At 52.9% G+C, this 16,978-nt stretch carries 16 protein-coding genes and 2 pseudogenes; 9 read left to right on the top strand and 9 right to left on the bottom strand.

Annotated features, from left to right (window positions below; translation table 11 throughout):
* Positions 1-48: 48 nt before the first annotated feature.
* On the bottom strand, positions 49-1,032 hold the full coding sequence (locus WH279_RS19055; RefSeq protein WP_339458042.1) for a substrate-binding domain-containing protein: 984 nt from the start codon (positions 1,030-1,032) through the stop codon (positions 49-51).
* Between the two features lie 272 nt (positions 1,033-1,304).
* On the bottom strand, positions 1,305-2,390 hold the full coding sequence (locus tag WH279_RS19050; RefSeq protein WP_339458041.1) for a DUF4432 family protein: 1,086 nt from the start codon (positions 2,388-2,390) through the stop codon (positions 1,305-1,307).
* Between the two features lie 319 nt (positions 2,391-2,709).
* Between WH279_RS19050 and WH279_RS19045 the strand changes: the two genes are divergently transcribed.
* The 6 genes and pseudogenes from WH279_RS19045 to WH279_RS19020 all read left to right on the top strand — a co-directional run bounded on the left by WH279_RS19045 (position 2,710) and on the right by WH279_RS19020 (position 9,008).
* Positions 2,710-3,690, top strand: a complete 981-nt coding sequence (locus WH279_RS19045; protein ID WP_339458040.1) for a TIM barrel protein — start codon at positions 2,710-2,712, stop codon at positions 3,688-3,690.
* A 45-nt stretch (positions 3,691-3,735) separates the two neighbouring features.
* Positions 3,736-4,777 (top strand): annotated as a pseudogene (locus tag WH279_RS19040) (sugar ABC transporter substrate-binding protein).
* A gap of 17 nt (positions 4,778-4,794) precedes the next feature.
* Positions 4,795-6,288, top strand: a complete 1,494-nt coding sequence (locus WH279_RS19035) for a sugar ABC transporter ATP-binding protein (protein WP_133841601.1) — start codon at positions 4,795-4,797, stop codon at positions 6,286-6,288.
* A 21-nt stretch (positions 6,289-6,309) separates the two neighbouring features.
* Positions 6,310-7,281, top strand: coding sequence for an ABC transporter permease (locus WH279_RS19030; RefSeq protein WP_133841602.1), 972 nt, complete (start codon positions 6,310-6,312; stop codon positions 7,279-7,281).
* Positions 7,281-8,140, top strand: a pseudogene (locus WH279_RS19025) (MurR/RpiR family transcriptional regulator). Before WH279_RS19030 ends, WH279_RS19025 begins: the two are co-directional and overlap by 1 nt.
* A 1-nt stretch (position 8,141) precedes the next feature.
* Positions 8,142-9,008, top strand: a complete 867-nt coding sequence (locus WH279_RS19020; RefSeq protein WP_339458039.1) for a ribokinase — start codon at positions 8,142-8,144, stop codon at positions 9,006-9,008.
* A gap of 60 nt (positions 9,009-9,068) precedes the next feature.
* Here the strand turns inward: WH279_RS19020 and WH279_RS19015 are convergent, their stop codons facing one another.
* Positions 9,069-9,677 (bottom strand): glutathione S-transferase, encoded by a 609-nt coding sequence (locus WH279_RS19015; protein ID WP_200644121.1) that lies wholly within the window; start codon positions 9,675-9,677, stop codon positions 9,069-9,071.
* A gap of 20 nt (positions 9,678-9,697) precedes the next feature.
* Complete coding sequence (locus tag WH279_RS19010; protein WP_339458038.1) at positions 9,698-11,203, bottom strand: hypothetical protein; 1,506 nt, start codon at positions 11,201-11,203, stop codon at positions 9,698-9,700.
* A gap of 162 nt (positions 11,204-11,365) precedes the next feature.
* Between WH279_RS19010 and WH279_RS19005 the strand changes: the two genes are divergently transcribed.
* Positions 11,366-11,800: a putative T6SS immunity periplasmic lipoprotein gene (locus tag WH279_RS19005; RefSeq protein ID WP_227534748.1), complete on the top strand. Its 435-nt coding sequence runs from the start codon at positions 11,366-11,368 to the stop codon at positions 11,798-11,800.
* Positions 11,801-12,058: 258 nt separating this feature from the next.
* Positions 12,059-12,574, top strand: a complete 516-nt coding sequence (locus WH279_RS19000; protein WP_339458037.1) for a GNAT family N-acetyltransferase — start codon at positions 12,059-12,061, stop codon at positions 12,572-12,574.
* 282 nt (positions 12,575-12,856) lie between these two features.
* On the opposite strand, the gene WH279_RS18995 is transcribed toward WH279_RS19000, so the two are convergent.
* Positions 12,857-13,897 (bottom strand): NAD(P)/FAD-dependent oxidoreductase, encoded by a 1,041-nt coding sequence (locus WH279_RS18995; protein ID WP_339458787.1) that lies wholly within the window; start codon positions 13,895-13,897, stop codon positions 12,857-12,859.
* Positions 13,898-14,226: 329 nt separating this feature from the next.
* Positions 14,227-14,691 carry a hypothetical protein gene (locus WH279_RS18990; protein WP_339458036.1) on the bottom strand — a complete coding sequence of 155 codons (465 nt, stop codon included), beginning with the start codon at positions 14,689-14,691 and terminating at the stop codon, positions 14,227-14,229.
* A 150-nt stretch (positions 14,692-14,841) separates the two neighbouring features.
* Between WH279_RS18990 and WH279_RS18985 the strand changes: the two genes are divergently transcribed.
* Positions 14,842-15,132: a hypothetical protein gene (locus WH279_RS18985; RefSeq protein WP_339458035.1), complete on the top strand. Its 291-nt coding sequence runs from the start codon at positions 14,842-14,844 to the stop codon at positions 15,130-15,132.
* Between the two features lie 200 nt (positions 15,133-15,332).
* Here the strand turns inward: WH279_RS18985 and WH279_RS18980 are convergent, their stop codons facing one another.
* The 3 genes from WH279_RS18980 to WH279_RS18970 all read right to left on the bottom strand — a co-directional run bounded on the left by WH279_RS18980 (position 15,333) and on the right by WH279_RS18970 (position 16,935).
* A complete protein-coding gene (locus WH279_RS18980; RefSeq protein WP_339458034.1) occupies positions 15,333-15,680 on the bottom strand; it encodes a low molecular weight protein tyrosine phosphatase family protein in 348 nt (115 codons plus the stop codon).
* Complete coding sequence (locus WH279_RS18975; protein WP_339458033.1) at positions 15,652-15,903, bottom strand: hypothetical protein; 252 nt, start codon at positions 15,901-15,903, stop codon at positions 15,652-15,654. The genes WH279_RS18980 and WH279_RS18975 overlap by 29 nt, the downstream gene beginning before the upstream one ends.
* Positions 15,904-16,338: 435 nt before the next feature.
* A complete protein-coding gene (locus WH279_RS18970) occupies positions 16,339-16,935 on the bottom strand; it encodes a helix-turn-helix domain-containing protein (protein WP_339458032.1) in 597 nt (198 codons plus the stop codon).
* Positions 16,936-16,978 lie beyond the last annotated feature (43 nt).

The raw sequence follows: 16,978 nt of genomic DNA, 5'->3' as shown, positions 1-16,978 counted from the left end.
CCTGGGGCCCCCTGGCCCCCGATGCCTGTCAATAATGAACGGTGTGTTTTAGAGTCCGAGCTTGATCAGGTCCGCGATGTTATCTTTGGTGATCATCAGAATCCGATCCACCATCACCACGTTGTTTTCGGTATCGACCGTGGCTTTACCCAGGCCCGGGATAGTCATACCGGTTTCAAATTTTGTATTATCCAGCGCCAGTCGTGCCACGGATGTCATCGCCAGCCCGGCTTCTTTCGGGTTCCAGAGGAAGCCTTCGCGGATCACGCCCGACAGAATGTAGGCCCGTGCCTGGGAAGGGATGGTGGTTCCCACCAGCGCGATTTTCTTCTCTAAATGGCGTTTCTTCAGCACGTTACCTGCACCGATCGGCCCGTTGGACCCCATCGACATAATGCCGGTGACTTTAGGATAGGCTTTCAAAATATCCTGGGTGACGCGCTCAGACTCATCGATAAAGTCTGCCCCCGGGAAACGGTCGGCGGCCAGACGCATATTGGGGTAGTGCGCTTTCTGATAAGCGATGGCGGCATCGGCCCACTGATTATGACCGGTGGTGGTCAGCGTGCCGACCAGTACGACATAATCCCCTTTTTCACCCATTTCGCGCGCCAGCGCTTTCATCTGTGCTTCACCATAGGCCTGGGCGCTCATCAGCTCCACATCCCAGGTTTTCCCCGGTTGATTTGGCCCTTCCTGGGTGATCACCATGATCCCGGCATCTCGTGCACGTTTCACCACCTGCGCGGTCACTTTCGTATCCAGCGGGACCAGCCCTATCACGTCCACTTTCTTGGCGATCAGGTCCTCAATCAGTTTGACCTGCTGTGCCGGGTCGGCACGGGTCGGGCCGACCATGGAGGTTTTGAGATTGAACTGTTTGCCGCCTTCCTCCAGCCCCTGGTTGAGGATGTTGAACCACGGAACGCCCACGGTCTTCACGACGGTGACCATGGTTTTTGTCTCGGCAGCGGCAGCGATGCCTGACCAGCCAATCCCTGCGGTCATGGATATCAGGACAGATAAACTCATTAATTTAACAAGGATGCGACGATTCATTTTTAACCCACTTATTTATTGTTGATATCGGCAAAAATTAACCTTTCAGGACGAGGTGTGCGCGTCGTTAGCGTGTAGGGCAAAAACGAACACGTCTTCTCTTTGTGCCAGGAACAAACCGCATTAAATGTCCGTCTGACGACATCGACTTTACTGAAAAAACTTTCAAAGTAAATTTATTGCTCTACCAAAGTGTCCTTATTTGATTCAGCTCACACCTCCGTTTTGCAATTTCGGCAAAAACGCTAACGCGAAGTGCGGATGATCGCGTCTTTCACCATCGCCTCAGCGGCATTCAGATAGCCCAGCTGTACGTGGAAACGGGCGTGCTCACCCCCGGCCAGCGATCGGACATTGCCCTGCTGTTGTTCTGCGAAGTGGCCTTCAACGCCGCAGGTGGCCGGCATGGCAAAGGCGCACACTTTTTGCTTGTTGTTAGCCAGAATCCAGCGCACCAGATGCGAGAATTCATCCGGGGAGTAACTCACGGTGAATGCATCACCTGCTGGTCTGCGCAGCATTACGTGCACCTTTCCGTCCTGCGCTGTCTTCAGGTTTTTCAGATAAAAAACCAGCTCAGGGTCAACGCCGAGAGCCGTGCTGATCACCGCTGTTTCAGAGGGGTCTTCCTGCATTTTTGCTAACTGCTGAAGGTAGTTGTCATCAGACTTGACGATGGTGGGCACCGAGGTGCGCACCACCAGATCCTCACGACTGAACCCGGTGGGTTGCACGATCTGGCCTCCTTCAACAAAGGCAAAGTTGGCGTGGCACATGTACATCAAATCCATCGTATCCTGACCGAGATTTTCCACCGCCATATGAATCCCAAAGGTGGCATCGTCAGGCCGGATCACCACACGCGGACGTGCCCTGTAGTGGTCGCCAAAGCCCATCAGGTATTCACGCTCACCCGCCAGCGCCATCCACGGGCCGTCTTGATCTTCGCCGGTTTCAATACTGGCGCTATCCATCGGGGCCAGCGGCATCTCGCCGTGCAGGGCATGGCTGTCATGCTCGCCGGGGTTGCCGTTACGGAGCAGGCCTGAGTGATACATAAAACACCCGTAGGTGCCAACGACATCCGTTGCCGGGCGTGGCTCGCGAAAGCGACTCTCCATCGTGAGGTCGACGCCATCGAATACCGCCTGCCAGATCATCTGGCCGTACCAGGGCAGGATAATCAGGTGCCCGCGCCGGTTGCTGAGGCGCACGGCTTCAATACCGGAAGGGAAGGTGAACAGTTCTGCCCGGCAGCCATCGGTGCTGACGATGTCCACCGGAGTGGTGCTGAAAAAGGATTTCCTGAGGGTGACTTTGGTTTGCTGCATTGACGTCTCCATCCTGTGCGGGTGCGCTGGTAATTTACTGTCATTAACTGAACAGTAAATCTTTCGTTTGCATCACACAACGGGGAGAGACCCGCTCACTCTGTGTTAATTGTGCAAAATGCGACCTGTCACACAGTTGCGTGACTTTTTTGTTTTTCCTGCCGCGCCAGTCAAAATTTCGTGAATTGCGTCTCAAATTGCTGATTAAAACCGCACGCTGTGTTGCGGCAGATTATCGTTGATGATAGAAGTGCACTTATTCACAAATAAATGTGAAGTTGTAAAGTAATTCACAAGCCAACGACCAGGGACATCAACTATGTCAGAACTTAAATTTGCCACACGCCTTAACTCCTTTGCTTCCGGCGCTTTTCGCTACTGGCCTGAACTGAAAGGCAAGCCTTCCGTGCTGCAAATGATTGAGCGCGCTGCCACGGCGAAAGGCCTGACCCATCTGGATCTGAACTACCCTCAGCACATCACCGACGATGTGAAAACCATGCGTCAGAAAATTGAAGATGTCGGCCTGGCGGTAAACGGTATGCAGATGCGCTGGGATGCACCGGAATTCAAAATCGGTGCTTACACCAATCCGGATGCCAGAATCCGCCGCCAGGCGATTGAGCTGACCAAACGCGGCATTGATGCCGGTCGTGAATTTGGTGCCAGCATCATGACGCTGTGGATGGGGCAGGACGGGTTTGATTACAGCTTCCAGGCTGACTACAAAAAAATCTGGGAAGATGCGGTAAGCGCAGTGCGTGAAGTGGCGGAATACGCCGGGGATATGGATGTCAGCATCGAATACAAACCCAATGAGCCGCGTGCATTTGCCATTTTCCCGAACGTGACCACCTGTCTGCTGGCGGTGGAAGAAGCGGATTGCCCGAACCTGGGGATTACCCTCGACTTCGCACATGTGCTCTACGCCAATGAAATCCCGGCTTACGCTGCCGCGATGGTTGCCCGCCGTTCCCGTCTGCTGGGCCTGGACCTGAATGATGGCTGGGGCAAGCGCGATGACGGCCTGATGGTCGCTGCGGTGAACCCGCGTGCCACGCTGGAGTTCCTCTGGCAGATGAAGCGTGACGGCTACAACGGCGCCTATTACTTCGACACCTTCCCGGATGCCAGCGGCCTTGACCCGGTGCGTGAAGCCGAAACCAACATCGCCACCGTGACCCGTTTACTGAAACTGTGCGACAAGCTCGACAATAACCCTGCCTTGCTGGACGCCATCAGCCGTCAGGATGCCGTCACCTCCCAGCAGATTGTTAACGACATTATGCTGGTGCAATAAACGTCTCTCCGGGTGTTAAACCCTATAAAAATAACAGGATAGATTATGAAAAAACACTTGCTCTCTGTACTCACCGCTACGCTGTTCTGCTCAACCGTTTATGCTGCTGATCTGCCGCCGTTGCAGTCGGATACTGAACCCGATCGCACCGACTGGACGCAGCTCACGGCAAAGTACGGCCCACTGCCGGCACCGGACAAAGCCCTGAAAATTGGCGGCGTATCAAAAACGCTGACCAACGAATACTGGCGTTCGCTGGGTGAGGGCTACAAAACCGCCGCAGCGAAATACGGTTTCACCGTGGAGTACCAGGCGGCCGCTAACGAGGACGATCAGCTGGGGCAGCTGTCAATCGCGGAAACCCTGATCTCTCAGGGCTTCAATGGCCTGCTGGTGTCCCCGCAAACGGACGCCAACATGCAACCCGCCTATGAAGTGGCGAAAAGCAAAGGCATTCCGGTGGTCAACGTTAATGATGCCGTGATGCCAAACGTGGCGAACTACGTCGGTAACGTGCAGAAAGACAACGGCGTACGCGTGGCGAACTGGTTTATCCAGCACTATCCGAAGGGCGGCAAAGTGGCGGTAATTGAAGGCCAGCCTGGGGTTTACGCCGCTGCGCAGCGTACCAAAGGATTCCGTGAAACCATCGCGAAAAACAGCAAATTCAGCCTGGTAGCCAGCGTTCCGGCCAACTGGAGCCGCGAAAATGCCTACAACGCAGCCTCAACCATTCTGCAACAGCACCCGGACCTGATTGGCTTCTACGCTAACAATGACGGCATGGCGCTGGGCGTGGTGGAAGCCGTGCGTTCACAGGGCAAATCGGCGCAGACTGCGGTGTTTGGCACCGACGGGATTTCAGATGCTTATGCCTCTATCAAACGCGGCGAGCTGACCGGCACCGTCGACAGCTTCCCGGTTCTGACGGGGGAAGTGGCGATTGGAAGTGATGCTGCGTCTGATTAATGGTCAGAAGCTGTCACGCGTGGTCTCCACTCCGCAGGCGCTGATCACCAAAGATAATGCCGATGCCTTCTCGACAAAAGATAACGACAAGCTGCGCCAGCTGTTAGCTCAGCAGTAATCAAGGCAGGAGGGTGTATGGAACAGTTTTGCCTGACGATGCGCGGCATCAATAAAACCTACGGCAGTGCGGCCGCTCTACAGGGTGTGGATTTTTCCGTCAGACCCGGAGAAGTTCACGCATTAATCGGTGAGAACGGCGCGGGGAAATCCACGCTGCTGAATATCCTCTCCGGCGTGCGCTCCGCTGATTCCGGGGAGATCAGCGTCAACGGCGTGGTGGTGCAGATGAAGAATCCACTGTCCGCACGGCAGGCCGGGATTGCCATGATCCACCAGGAGTTGCAGCATGTTCCTGAGCTCTCCGTTGCCCAAAATATGTTTCTCGGCAGGCCGCTGACGCGTTTCAAAGGCTGCTTTGTTGACCGTAAGGCACAGCGTAAGAGGGCGATCGCCATTCTGCGCCGCCTGGACCCGAGCATCGACCCGGACGAGCCGATTAAGAATCTGAAGGTATCGCAGCAGCAGATTGTCGAGATCGCCCGTGCCTTGCTGGATGAAGCCAAAATCATTGCGATGGATGAGCCGACGTCCAGCCTGACACCGCGTGAGTTTGACCGGCTGGCCGAACTGATTTCTGATTTGAAGTCGATGAACGTGGCGCTGATTTACGTTTCACACAAGATGAACGAGATTTTTAAGGTTTGCGACCGCGCCACCATTCTGCGTGACGGCAGGCAAGTTGGCGTGGTGAACATCTCTGATGAAACGGAAGAGACCATTGTCACCAAGATGGTCGGCCGCAAAATTGAGAAGGTGCATCATCAGTCGCATATCACCGATAAAGAGGTGCTGCGGGTGGAGGGGCTGGGGCGCGACCGTGCGGTTCAGCCTGCCAGCTTCAGCGTAAATGCCGGTGAAGTGCTGGGGATTGCCGGGTTGGTCGGGGCAGGGCGAACCGAACTGCTGAAGCTGATTGCCGGGATTGATACCCGTACCAGCGGCAGCGTGCTGGTTGACGGTGTGGCAGTGAAAAATCTCAACGTCAGCAGCGCCATTAAGGCCGGCATCGGTCTGGTGCCGGAAGATCGTAAAAAAGAGGGCATCATTAAGCAGCGCGCAGTGAAAATGAATATGGCGCTGCCATCGATGATGAAATTTACCCGCGCGGGAATATTGCGTCAGCGCCAGCTTGATAAAGTGGCGCTGGAGGTAATGACCGACCTCAACCTGCGCCCCCTGAATATTGAAAAGCCGATTGGCACATTGAGCGGTGGTAATCAGCAGAAAGTGATTATCGGACGCTGGGTGGCCGCAGATAATAAAGTGTTTCTTTTTGATGAGCCAACACGGGGAATTGATATAGGTGCCAAATCAGAAATTTATAATCTGATTGAAAAATTAGCCCGCCAGGGAAAAGCCATTGTGGTGGTATCTTCTGAAATGCCAGAAATTATGCGTATTTCAGATCGGGTACTGGTTATGCGTGAAGGGAAAATCACCAGAGAACTGAGCGGTGAGGCTATCACCGAAGAAAACATCGCCCGTTATGCGATTAACGATCTGGCTTAAGAACGAATGAAGGTAATCAAGATGATGACGCAAGATAAAACGCAACCTAACGTGCCGTCAGCGGCGCTGTTTAAATTTAATCTGCGCGATGCGGGAACACTGATTGGTTTATTTATTATTGTGGTGACGTTTTCACTGCTGTCACCGGTATTCTGGACGCTGCCTAACCTGCTTAATATTCTTCAGCAGTCTTCCATCAATGCCATTATTGCCCTTGGTATGACGCTGGTGATTATTTCCGGCGGGATTGACCTCTCCGTGGGGCCGACGGCGGCACTTTCAGCCGTACTGGGTGCCACGCTGATGGTGGCCGGGGTGCCGGTTCCGCTGGCGGTGATGGCCACGCTGGGCGTTGGTGCACTGTGCGGTGTGTTCAGCGGTACGCTGGTGGCCTATGCCGGATTACAGCCGTTTATCGTGACGCTGGGCGGGCTGTCCCTGTTCCGTGCTTTAGCCCTGATTTTCACCAACGGCAACCCGATCTTTGGGATTCCGATGGAGTTCCGTAATCTGATCAACAGTACTGTATTTGGCGTGCCCACGCCGATTGTGGTGGTGGTGGTGATCGCCGTTTTCCTGTGGGTGGTGATGAACAAAACCCCGCTGGGTGAGTATATTCTGGCGGTGGGCGGCAATGAAGAAGCGGCGCGTGTGGCCGGGGTGCCCGTTAAACGCACCAAAGTGACTGTGTTTGTGATTTCTGGCGTGCTGGCCTCGCTGGCTGCACTGATCCTGATTGCCCGCCTGGGGGCCGCAGAACCGACTATCGGAAACCTGTGGGAACTGGATGCGATTGCCGCTGCGGCCATTGGCGGAGCGTCGCTGATGGGCGGAAAGGGCAGTATTATCGGTACGTTGATCGGGGCGGTCATCCTCGGTGCATTACGTAACGGTCTGACGCTTCTCAATATTCAGGCGTTTTATCAATTGCTTGCTACAGGCCTTATTATTATCATAGCCATGTTGATTGACAGAGCGACACGAGGCAAGTAATGAAGCAAGACCCGCGAGCCATAGGCGCTCAAATACGCATGCGTTTACCCAGCCTGACGCCACTGGAAAGGAAAGTCGTGGATTCTGTTACGTCGAAAACAGATTTAACTGAGCAAACATCAATTAAAGAAATTGCCCAGATAAATAATGTTTCCGAAGCCATGGTGGTGAAAATAGCCAAGAAATTAAACTTCTCGGGGTTCAGAGATTTCAGAAGTAGTCTGATTTATTATAACTATTCTGAAGTCGCCGGGATGCATGCGGAAATTGAAGCGGATGACTCGTCGGAGCAATTACTGGCAAAAGTTTTCAGAACCTCCATTCAGGCAATAGAAGAAACACGCTCTATTCTTGATGTTTCTGAATTCAACCGGGCGGCTGATATTATTTTTAAGGCGCGACATATCGATTTATATGCCGTGGGGGGGGCGGGCCGCCGGGGGCACGGGATTTATCCCATAAGATGTTGAAGATTGGGATTAAAACCACGGTGTACGATGATGCGCATATTATGCTGATGTCAGCGGCAGTGTTATCGGATGACGACGTAGTGATCGCCATCAGTCATTCCGGCGCCACGCGTGCGGTGAATGACCCGATAAAACTGGCAGCACGTAACGGAGCCAAAGTGATTGCGATTACGAACTATGCCGAGTCGCCCATTGCGCGCAGCGCGCATGTGGTGCTCAATTCAACCTCTCAGGGCTCGCATTTGTTGGGGGAAAACGCCGCGTCACGCATTGCCCAGTTAAATATTCTGGATGCACTGTTTGTGGCGATAGCGCAGAAGGATCTGAAGACGGCGGAGAAGAACCTGAAGAAAACCCAGCAGGCAGTCCAGGATCTCAGAGAATACTAATATGAGTCACATCTTAGTCATCGGCAGTCTCCATTACGACATTATGCTGGCGGCACACCATCGCCCGGAAAAAGGTGAAACGGTGATTGGCAGCAGTTGTGCCTATAAATTTGGCGGCAAAGGGGGTAATCAGGCCGTGTCGGCGGCGCTGGCAGGCGCGAAGGTGCGTTTTGCCGGGGCCGTGGGGGATGATGCGCAGGGGCAGTTTTTGCTGACGTATCTCCAGCAACATGGCGTGAACACGGCGGATGTGGCGGTGAAAGCGGGTGTGCCGTCCGGGATGAGCGTGGCGATTCAGGATGCAGAGGGCGACTACGGTGCGGTGGTGGTGTCCAACGCCAATAACCTGATTGCTCCCGATGCCCTCAGCGATGACCGTTTGTGGCAACAGGTGAGTATGTTGCTGCTGCAAAATGAAGTGCCGGAAGCTGTTAACCATCAGGCCGCTGCCGAAGCGAAGAAGCGCGGCATTCTGGTGTGCTATAACGCCGCCCCGGCGCGCGAGGTCAGCACACTGATGCTTGCAAGCGTTGATTTGCTGGTGGTGAACGCGGTTGAAGCGCGCGACCTGAGCCAGATTGCGGTGCCGGATCTGTCTGCGGCGTGCCTTGCTGCCGAAAGCCTGGGGCAGAGCTTCCCGGCCGTGGTGGTAACCGCTGGCGAACATGGCGTGGCGTTCTGTGAGAAAGGCAGTGCCAGCCAGTCCTTGCCGGCAGAGAAAGTGACGCTGGTCAGCACCCACGGTGCAGGAGACTGCTTTATGGGCATGCTGTGCACCACGTTATTACAGGGCAAGCCGCTGGCGACTGCCGTCAGCAACGCTAACCGTGCGGCGGCCGAGCACGTCTCACGCCCTGCGTTGTTGTAAAGGCAGTGCCCCGCAGAATGAGTGCTCGCTGTCGGTTTTAACACCACCACGACGGTGACATTATTTCTGCGGATATTCCCTAAACGCATCCAGCGCTTCCCACTTCTCTGCATGGGCGGCAATCGCCGTGAACGCATCTGCTTTCACCACATCAGGTATCATCAGCTGAATAAAGCTCCATACGACGGCGCTGGTGATCGCCACCTGGTCGGGTTTTTCCTGCGCTGTGGTGCGGATGCTCAGCGCGGCTTCCCACTTGCGACAGGCCGCCAGCAACTGCCCGGTAACACGATCGGTCCAGGGCTGATGTTGCTTCTCCGCCGGGCGCAGGTTGTGCTCATAGACGTGCTGCACGGCTTTCTCACTGGCAGCCAGAATCACACCCAGTAGCGCTAAATCGGTTGCCAGCGCGGCAGGTGCTGAGGGGAGTAGCTGATGTTGTGCGTCAGCCTGTGCCTCGAAATAGCTGAGGATCAGTGACGAATCCATCAACTGCGTGCCATCGTCGAGAATCAACGTGGGGGCTTTCACCACCGGATTAAGCTGGGCAAACGCGTCAAACGTGCTGAAAACCGACAGCTGCTGGTTTTCAAACACCACGCCGTAATACGCCAGTGAAACCGCTACACGCCGCACATACGGCGAATCCAGCATACCGATCAGCTTCATTTCAACTCCTCATCGTCAGGTTAAAAATCACGTAACTCATCGAACAGATCCATCATCCGGTCTTTATCGAATGGTTCTGATGCCCCTGCGGTTTGTTGCTCAATCAGGGATAACAGACCATAGAGCACCTCACCAATTTCTTCACGCTCTATCGTTTCAATGATGTTGCTGCGGCGATCCATGGCATTAAACGCCTCGGTGTAACCACGCACCATGGCTTCAGCGAGGGTGTTAACACTGGCCGCCTCGCTGGAGGCATCAATAGTGCGCAGCGAAGCCAGCATTTTTTTATACAGCGTGGCGGCTTTCCTGGCGTTGGCCGCACTGATATGTTCACGGCCATCCCAGTCCCGGAACGGGTTATTCAGGTTTTCTGCCAGCCATTCCGGTTTACGCGCCTGTTTGATCGCCAGATCCACACCCGTTAACGCAGCTTTCTTCCAGGCTTTTTTAATGGCACTCGCCGCGTCAGCAGGCAGACTATTCATCCACAGCAGCGATAAATGGGGCAACTGCGGCGGCGAGGGAAACGCCTCCGGGCCGAAGCCAAACAGATCAACGGTGGTGAACATTTGCAAATCCGCGAGGCGTGACAGGCTGGCCATATTGCTCACCATGCCCGGCTTACCCCACAGGCGCAGGGTGTTTAACGTCGGGTAACGATCGGCAATTATCGCGATATCGACGTCTGCCACCTCGGTTAAATGCAACCCGCCCAGCGCATCCAGCCCCTGGAGTTCAGCCAGCGTTTGCCTGTGTTGAATGGTCAGGTCCCGGCCAAGATAGCGGCTGTTGATCTGCAATTCCGCCGCGGGGGGACGGGTGAAAGATAGCAGCTTCAGGCCATCGCTGAGCGAAAGGGATACCAGCCCCGTAGGATCAAGGATCAGGCGTTGCAGCTGGCTGTCGCTGAGATCGAGCGTTGTCACGCTGGAGGATGCCCAGTGGAGTTCATAGATAAAGGCGTGTTGATTAACGTACTCCGCCAGCCTTGCGTTGCCCTCCGTTGTGTCGAGTGAGGTGAGGCAAGGAAGCCGGTCCAGTTCGGCATAATCCGTGATGCCCTGCAGAAAGGTATCGCCAATTTTATTGGTGTTTTCAGGCAGTACGCCTGCGGGCAGGGTCACCTGACGGTCGCGGGACGTGGCTTTAAAACGTGCGCGCTTTTCCGCGTCAATCCGATCCCAGCTGCGCTGCTGATACAGGCTGCTGCCAACATTCCAGCCGCCGCCGTAGCTGTTCACCTCTTCATTCACCAGAGGCGGAATATTCCCGACCCGAGTGTAATGGGATGGGACACTGTCGGAGAGAAAGGTGTGATCGTGGCGACCCCGCCAGAAAAAGAAATCACAGACCAGCGGCTGCATCGCGGCCAGCGCGCCCTCATCAGGTAAGGCATCGCCTGACCAGTCGAGATCCAGCACCGCGACCAGGTTGCCCTCTTTTAGCGCAGTGATCTGGCAGGCTACGTACTGCTGAAGCTTGGGATAAAAAACACAATAGATATCGCCTGGCGTGGGTTTCATTCCCAGTCTTTCCCTGAGGTTAGATGGCTGTTGCAGTGAAAGGGTGTGATTTCAGTATGCCGGGGAGGGGCGTGACAGACAATACGTTTTCCCATTACTATCCGCTGAGGATCAACGACACCAGCGGTCAGGATAAATAGGGATCATTCCCAGGGAGTTTTCATGATAATCAGAAAAATGCTGCTTTTGACTCTTTTTAGCTCACTTCTCACCAGTTGCGGATTGATGGGCGACTATATTCCCTCGGATGAAATGGCACCGGTTTCCAGGACTGATGATGGATTTTGTTTCCCGATTAAAAAATCTGGTGATTATTACGCTTATTACCTCTCGATCAGAGATCGTAATGCGCCCGAGAGGTCTGGATTCAACAAGTTGCACCCTGCGATAAAGATTGACCACAGCCAGTTCTGTATCCCTGAGACTTATTATTCATTCCCGGACTCCGGTGAGGTACGCGTTGATATTGCTTTACGTTCACCAACGCAAAAGATGAAACGCCGCGATATTGTGTCTGAATTCAGAATGGTGAAGGGCGTGCCGCAGCCCTTCACTGCGGATGAGTATTCAGTGCCGACTTACGATTCTGAGGATTAGCGATCGGGATAAGAGGGGGGTTGACGTTGATGCTGAAACCACTCAGGTTTCTTCACGATAGCCAGCTCTATCGTAGCTGACTGAAATCATCCAGGAGAGAGTTTTCGTTGTGAGGCGAGGCTTTGCTTCTGGTTGTCAGGGGCATCCGCTTAGACGGTTTGCTTTATGTCAGAAGCGCACATTACTTACATCGTGCTATGTTGATTTATGTGGAGAAATTCACCGAAAGTCATACCTTCTAGTAAATAGGATTGTCAGATGAATGTAGAAACTGCGCGTTTAAGGCTTGAACCCTATCATGACTCACACTACGAAGGCTTAAGGGTGATGGATAACGATTCCGGCGTGATGCGGTATATCAGCAAGGGGATTGTTAAAACACCAGAAGAGACCTGGGAAAGTATCAGGCGTGTTCAGGCCCGATGGCAGAAATACGGATTTTCGTGGTGGGCTATCAAAGAGAAGGCTTCCGGGGCCATCGTTGGCGCAGCATGTCTCCAGTACCTGGCAAACGTTGAGGGTGCACCCTTAGAGATTGGCTGGCGGCTCGTCCCAGAACAGAATGGCAAAGGCTATGCAACAGAAGCGGCGAAAGCGATTATTGATTTCGCGGCAGAGCAGATAGGCGCAACGTATTTAGTGGCTGTTGCCGATCCTGAAAATACGCCCTCTCAGCGCGTGATGCAGCGATTAGGCATGACTTACAAAGCAATAGAACAGCATTACGATGTGCCCTGCGTAGTCTATGAACTGAGCATTCAGCGCGCTGAATAGTAATAGGGATGTGACAACGTCCGCTTTATGCCCAACAGCGGACGTTATTAACAACGTTGAGTCAATGCGTGGGGAGCAAGGTCAAGATAGCTAAGACCAGGACTAATAATTCATTTTGCCTGAATGGCGGGAACGGGAGAAACGGGGCCTCAATGGGTGGCAACGGCGGTCCTGGTGGACCAGGGGGACAGGGGGGAGTGGAGGTAGTCATGGAGGACACGACGGATCTCCAGGAATGAGCGGCGCTGCGGCGTCCAGATAGGTATCAAGTTATTAATTTTGCTATAAAGGCTTATTTCTGAAGCGAGAGAGACGGTAACTCTCCGGGATCTCATCGTTCTTACCGTTGCGTAATTCTTCAGAAACCAGCCTCCCGATCGCAGCTGCACAAGTAACAGCTGGGTGCATAACTGCGACATAGACGCCCTCGCTCTCATCAGTAAAGCCAAGAACTGGATACCCATCCTGCGGAACAGGGCGTTCTCCTATTGAGTATTGGGTGAGAGAAACCAACTCTGCGCCCCTGAGCCTGCTTCTTATTGAGGCCTGAGCAGCGATAACAGTTTCTCTGACGCTGCCGTTTGCCGGATAATCCTCTGCTGCTAGTAAATCCCCGTTACGGGCATGTCGAACCTCTATATCATCACCTGCGATGAGCGTTTTGACTACGCACTGGAGTGCTGCAAAACGTAGCAATACAGCAGGTGATGCCAGAACCGGAACAGGGGTACCCATCAGCTTAGTCAGAGCGGGAATACCCGTTCCACAGGCCAGCACAACGCAATCCGCCTCCAGTTGCCCCTGAGAAGTCAGGACGCCTGTCACCTTGCCTTTGGTCATGCAAAAACCCTCAACGGTCGTTTGGTTTTGCACTACCACCCCCTTTCCGCAGGCCTTATCCAGTAATATACGTGTCGCTTCTATGGCATCGATGGCCCCATCGTTTGCAGCATAGCGGGCTTCTGAGGGAGGAAGTACCAACGCAGGCTCAAGACTGGCTATTTCGGCTGTGTCGAGGAGGCGTTCTTCAGGTAGGCAGGCCTGAGACGTTGCGCCGTATTTTAATGAACCACCCCAGTTAATCTTAAGCTCCGGAATTTGTTCTTCAAGCCTGTGCCAGTCCGCAAGTGCGGCGCGCCGGAGAAGCACATCAGGCGCATCATCACACACCACGCCGGTCAGCCAGCCGAACGCGCTGCCGGTCGCCCCTGATGCAGGCATATTTTGCTCAATAATAGTGACGTTAAATTCAAGGTGGGCAAGATGCCATGCGATTGAAGCACCAGTGATTCCGGCACCCACGATGACGATCCTTTTTTTCATACTCACCACTGTAATATTCTCCTGCGTGGGAAACATCTCCATGCCATGATGCAAAGGTTATTTGTTACGGTCAACCTGCCAGAATTGCAAAACGCGTGGCCACAACTCTTCAAGACTGCAGCGGTATATGCTTTGTTTAGAAGTCCGCTCTTCGCTCAAAACTGCCTGTCAAAGTGGTTAAGCTCTACAACAGCTCAGAGGTACAAAAAATCACCTTAACGTACAATAATTTTCGATATCCAAACTGATCCCTTCCATACCGCTGGGGGCTATCAGTCAAGCAGGTCAACACAGAGTTTTGGCTTGGGTCTATCGTATTCATCCATCCCCTAAAACGGCAACCGAAACCATATGGCCCATAGGATATAAACGCCACCCGCGAGAAATAACAGGCGATAGACCCAGACAATGGCGTTTTCCTGCCGCAGGTAAAATTTCAGCGGGTTACGGTGCAGGTTGGCCGCATTGTGAGTTTTATGAAAATGCTTCATCTGTTGCGCGCCTCTGCTGGCTAGTGCAATCATAAAACTGGTCATCATGATCATCACTAATACCATATAGCTTTTCACCAGAAGCCCCAGGCTCAGGCGCAGCCATGGACTGTCGCCCTTGTGCAAGACGACGACGCCATGTTTTTTAAGCGCAATCGCAGCAAAGCTAAGCGTAAGGTGCACGACCAGCAGGATAACAAAATGCTTCGCATTGGTGCGGAAAGGATTCTTCAGTGTGATACCAAAGATCCAGGCGAAAAACAGCAGTGTTGATGCCAGCCACATCATTGAGTTTAGAATCATTCCAGGCCTGCTCAGTAAATTACTCAGTGGCATATTTTTGCCGAATGACGGTAAGAGCGCCAGGATGATTTTTGCTGCTAAATCGTAACTGACAATATTTCACGAATACTCTAGTTCTTTTGACTGACGGTTTTGTGCCAGGAGCGGATTTTGCTAACATCGCAATATCTTAATTTATGGGGAGCAGTTCATGGAAGCAAAATTATGAAGCATGAGCTATGGACAAACGAAGGTGGTTTAGATTTGTTTTGTCTTGCCGGTCCACGGGGAGACTCTGCTCGTAAAATGCTGGATCAGGACTACAGATTAGTGTGGACATGTGACGCTGATTCCCACTTTGAAGCGATGAAAAGATATTACGCGTTCCGTAACTGGGGAGAATATCAAACTGATTTTCCTGCACAGGATAGTAAGACTTACAAAGAAATGGGATGGGAGTAAAAAGCACAACATCCATATCATAGTCGCTTGGCATTCTAATGTCTGCGCGACGTCCGCTCCTCGCTCAAAGCAGTCGCCAGGACACCACAAATCCCGGACGAGATGTTCATCCGGTGCCTGTGGATATGTGGTTGTGTCTGCTGGCGCAGTAAAAATCTATCTGACAGCACGGGCATCGACTCTAAACAGAATATAACCGATCACTTTCCTGCCATCCCTTCAATTACCAACCCCAGCTTTTCTGGCACGGTGTGTAAAAATATTGTTACCAGGTCGGGGTCCATAAAGAGGTAATCATCGGGGATATCGAGGACATGTAGGGATTTATATTCGATGACTCGGCCATATTCAGCCACTAAACGATTCTTGTGCTTCTGTTCCATCACACAGATAACGTCGGCCCAGTGAAGTAAATCGTGCGACACCTTTTTCTTAGCATTCCGGCTTGTGCCAGCAGACCGAACAACAAGCGAAGGATAACGGCGGAACACCTGTTCCGCCGTAGGGCTTCGCCATTGATTACGACTGCATATAAAAAGTACGTTCATCGGCAATCAGATACTCTTCAAGACCGCGCATGCCCAGCTGTTGCCTGGTAATACGTGGATACTCAATCCCCAGCTTTGCGGCACGCAGTAATTTGTCTGAGCGCGTGTAAAGCATTTTCCAGTTTTTTTCGCCACGGAAAGTTAACAAGGCGTTATTGGTATCGCGAGACTTATTGCGTTGCTTTTGCGCAATACGCCAGTTCCGGTTTCGGGATGTTTCCATCTTTTTTCTCTCTCTCAGATTGATCGGGTTTAGCAGCCGCGATAATACGGAGAGAACGAACGGGATGATTTTAACGTGTTAGAGGCAATTTGCAAAATGCATCTATGATCACTTCTGTGTTTAAACTCGCCTAACATCTCGGAATGATTAAACACGGTTAATTTGATTGGGATAAATTGCTTACGGCGATGCGGCAACTGGCTTTGTACGAGCATCTCAAAGGCGTGGAGGCCAAGGTCCGCTCTTCGCAGACAGCAGACCAAGTCCTGCTTCTGGCTGCTTTGTGCCAAAAGCGGATGCTGAATGAAAGCCCAAGTCGGCAATTACATCTGGCGGACTATTACTCATCGGGTTGGAAATGACCGCTTTACAAGTCCCATTTCCGATAATGATTCTCTAATCCAGTACCCGTTACTCAGACAAACCGCTGAATTCTCAGCGGCCTTTCTCATTCACCGTCATGATAAACACGGTCACGCCAGCGTCATTGTTCATATAGGCATGTGGCGCATCCGTTCTCGCAACGGCTGCACTTCCCTGGTTGATTATGTAAGTCGTATCGCTGACGACGAGTGTCAGAGTCCCTTTTGAAACATGGAGCAGTTCGCTGGTGCCCTCGGGATGACCGGGAGATTCATAGGTTTCTCCTGGGTAAAGCATCCACTCCCACAGTTCGACCATGTCCGGCCCGCTGGTGCCGGCCAGCAGACGCGCGCTGCCACCCTTTTCTCCTTTCCAGAGCACCGGGATGTCACCAGAGTCGATGAGATGGACGGCGGGCTTACCGGCGACATTAACAAAATCGGCCACCGATACGTTCATAGCAGACGCAAGTCGGCAGAGTAGTGCAATGCTGGGATTGGCCCTGCATCCTTCTATCTCTACCAGCATTCCTTTACTAACGCCTGAACGGCGGGAAAGCTCATCAAGCGACATTTTTTTCTGGCTGCGGTAAAGCTTTACGTGCGCGGAAACGGCCTCGTTTACCCTGGCTGCATCGGCGTCGGTCGTTATGTTGACTTTTTTGGTCATCGGTCATTATCATGTAATAAATCAGTCATTGCAGGATTATCGT

It is taken from the genome of Erwinia sp. MYb375 (assembly GCF_037479175.1).
Lineage (GTDB): Bacteria > Pseudomonadota > Gammaproteobacteria > Enterobacterales > Enterobacteriaceae > Erwinia > Erwinia rhapontici.
Note: the sequence above shows the minus strand (reverse complement) of the source record. Positions and strands in the feature narration are given on the sequence as shown.

Bases quoted from the DNA above. Each gene is read 5' to 3' on its own strand.
- WH279_RS19055 (WP_339458042.1), bottom strand. From the start codon at position 1,032: ATGAGTTTATCTGTCCTGATATCCATGACCGCAGGGATTGGCTGGTCA.
- WH279_RS19050 (WP_339458041.1), bottom strand. From the start codon at position 2,390: ATGCAGCAAACCAAAGTCACCCTCAGGAAATCCTTTTTCAGCACCACT.
- WH279_RS19045 (WP_339458040.1), top strand. From the start codon at position 2,710: ATGTCAGAACTTAAATTTGCCACACGCCTTAACTCCTTTGCTTCCGGC.
- WH279_RS19035 (WP_133841601.1), top strand. From the start codon at position 4,795: ATGGAACAGTTTTGCCTGACGATGCGCGGCATCAATAAAACCTACGGC.
- WH279_RS19030 (WP_133841602.1), top strand. From the start codon at position 6,310: ATGATGACGCAAGATAAAACGCAACCTAACGTGCCGTCAGCGGCGCTG.
- WH279_RS19020 (WP_339458039.1), top strand. From the start codon at position 8,142: ATGAGTCACATCTTAGTCATCGGCAGTCTCCATTACGACATTATGCTG.
- WH279_RS19015 (WP_200644121.1), bottom strand. From the start codon at position 9,677: ATGAAGCTGATCGGTATGCTGGATTCGCCGTATGTGCGGCGTGTAGCG.
- WH279_RS19010 (WP_339458038.1), bottom strand. From the start codon at position 11,203: ATGAAACCCACGCCAGGCGATATCTATTGTGTTTTTTATCCCAAGCTT.
- WH279_RS19005 (WP_227534748.1), top strand. From the start codon at position 11,366: ATGATAATCAGAAAAATGCTGCTTTTGACTCTTTTTAGCTCACTTCTC.
- WH279_RS19000 (WP_339458037.1), top strand. From the start codon at position 12,059: ATGAATGTAGAAACTGCGCGTTTAAGGCTTGAACCCTATCATGACTCA.
- WH279_RS18995 (WP_339458787.1), bottom strand. From the start codon at position 13,897: ATGAAAAAAAGGATCGTCATCGTGGGTGCCGGAATCACTGGTGCTTCA.
- WH279_RS18990 (WP_339458036.1), bottom strand. From the start codon at position 14,691: ATGATTCTAAACTCAATGATGTGGCTGGCATCAACACTGCTGTTTTTC.
- WH279_RS18980 (WP_339458034.1), bottom strand. From the start codon at position 15,680: ATGAACGTACTTTTTATATGCAGTCGTAATCAATGGCGAAGCCCTACG.
- WH279_RS18975 (WP_339458033.1), bottom strand. From the start codon at position 15,903: ATGGAAACATCCCGAAACCGGAACTGGCGTATTGCGCAAAAGCAACGC.
- WH279_RS18970 (WP_339458032.1), bottom strand. From the start codon at position 16,935: ATGACCAAAAAAGTCAACATAACGACCGACGCCGATGCAGCCAGGGTA.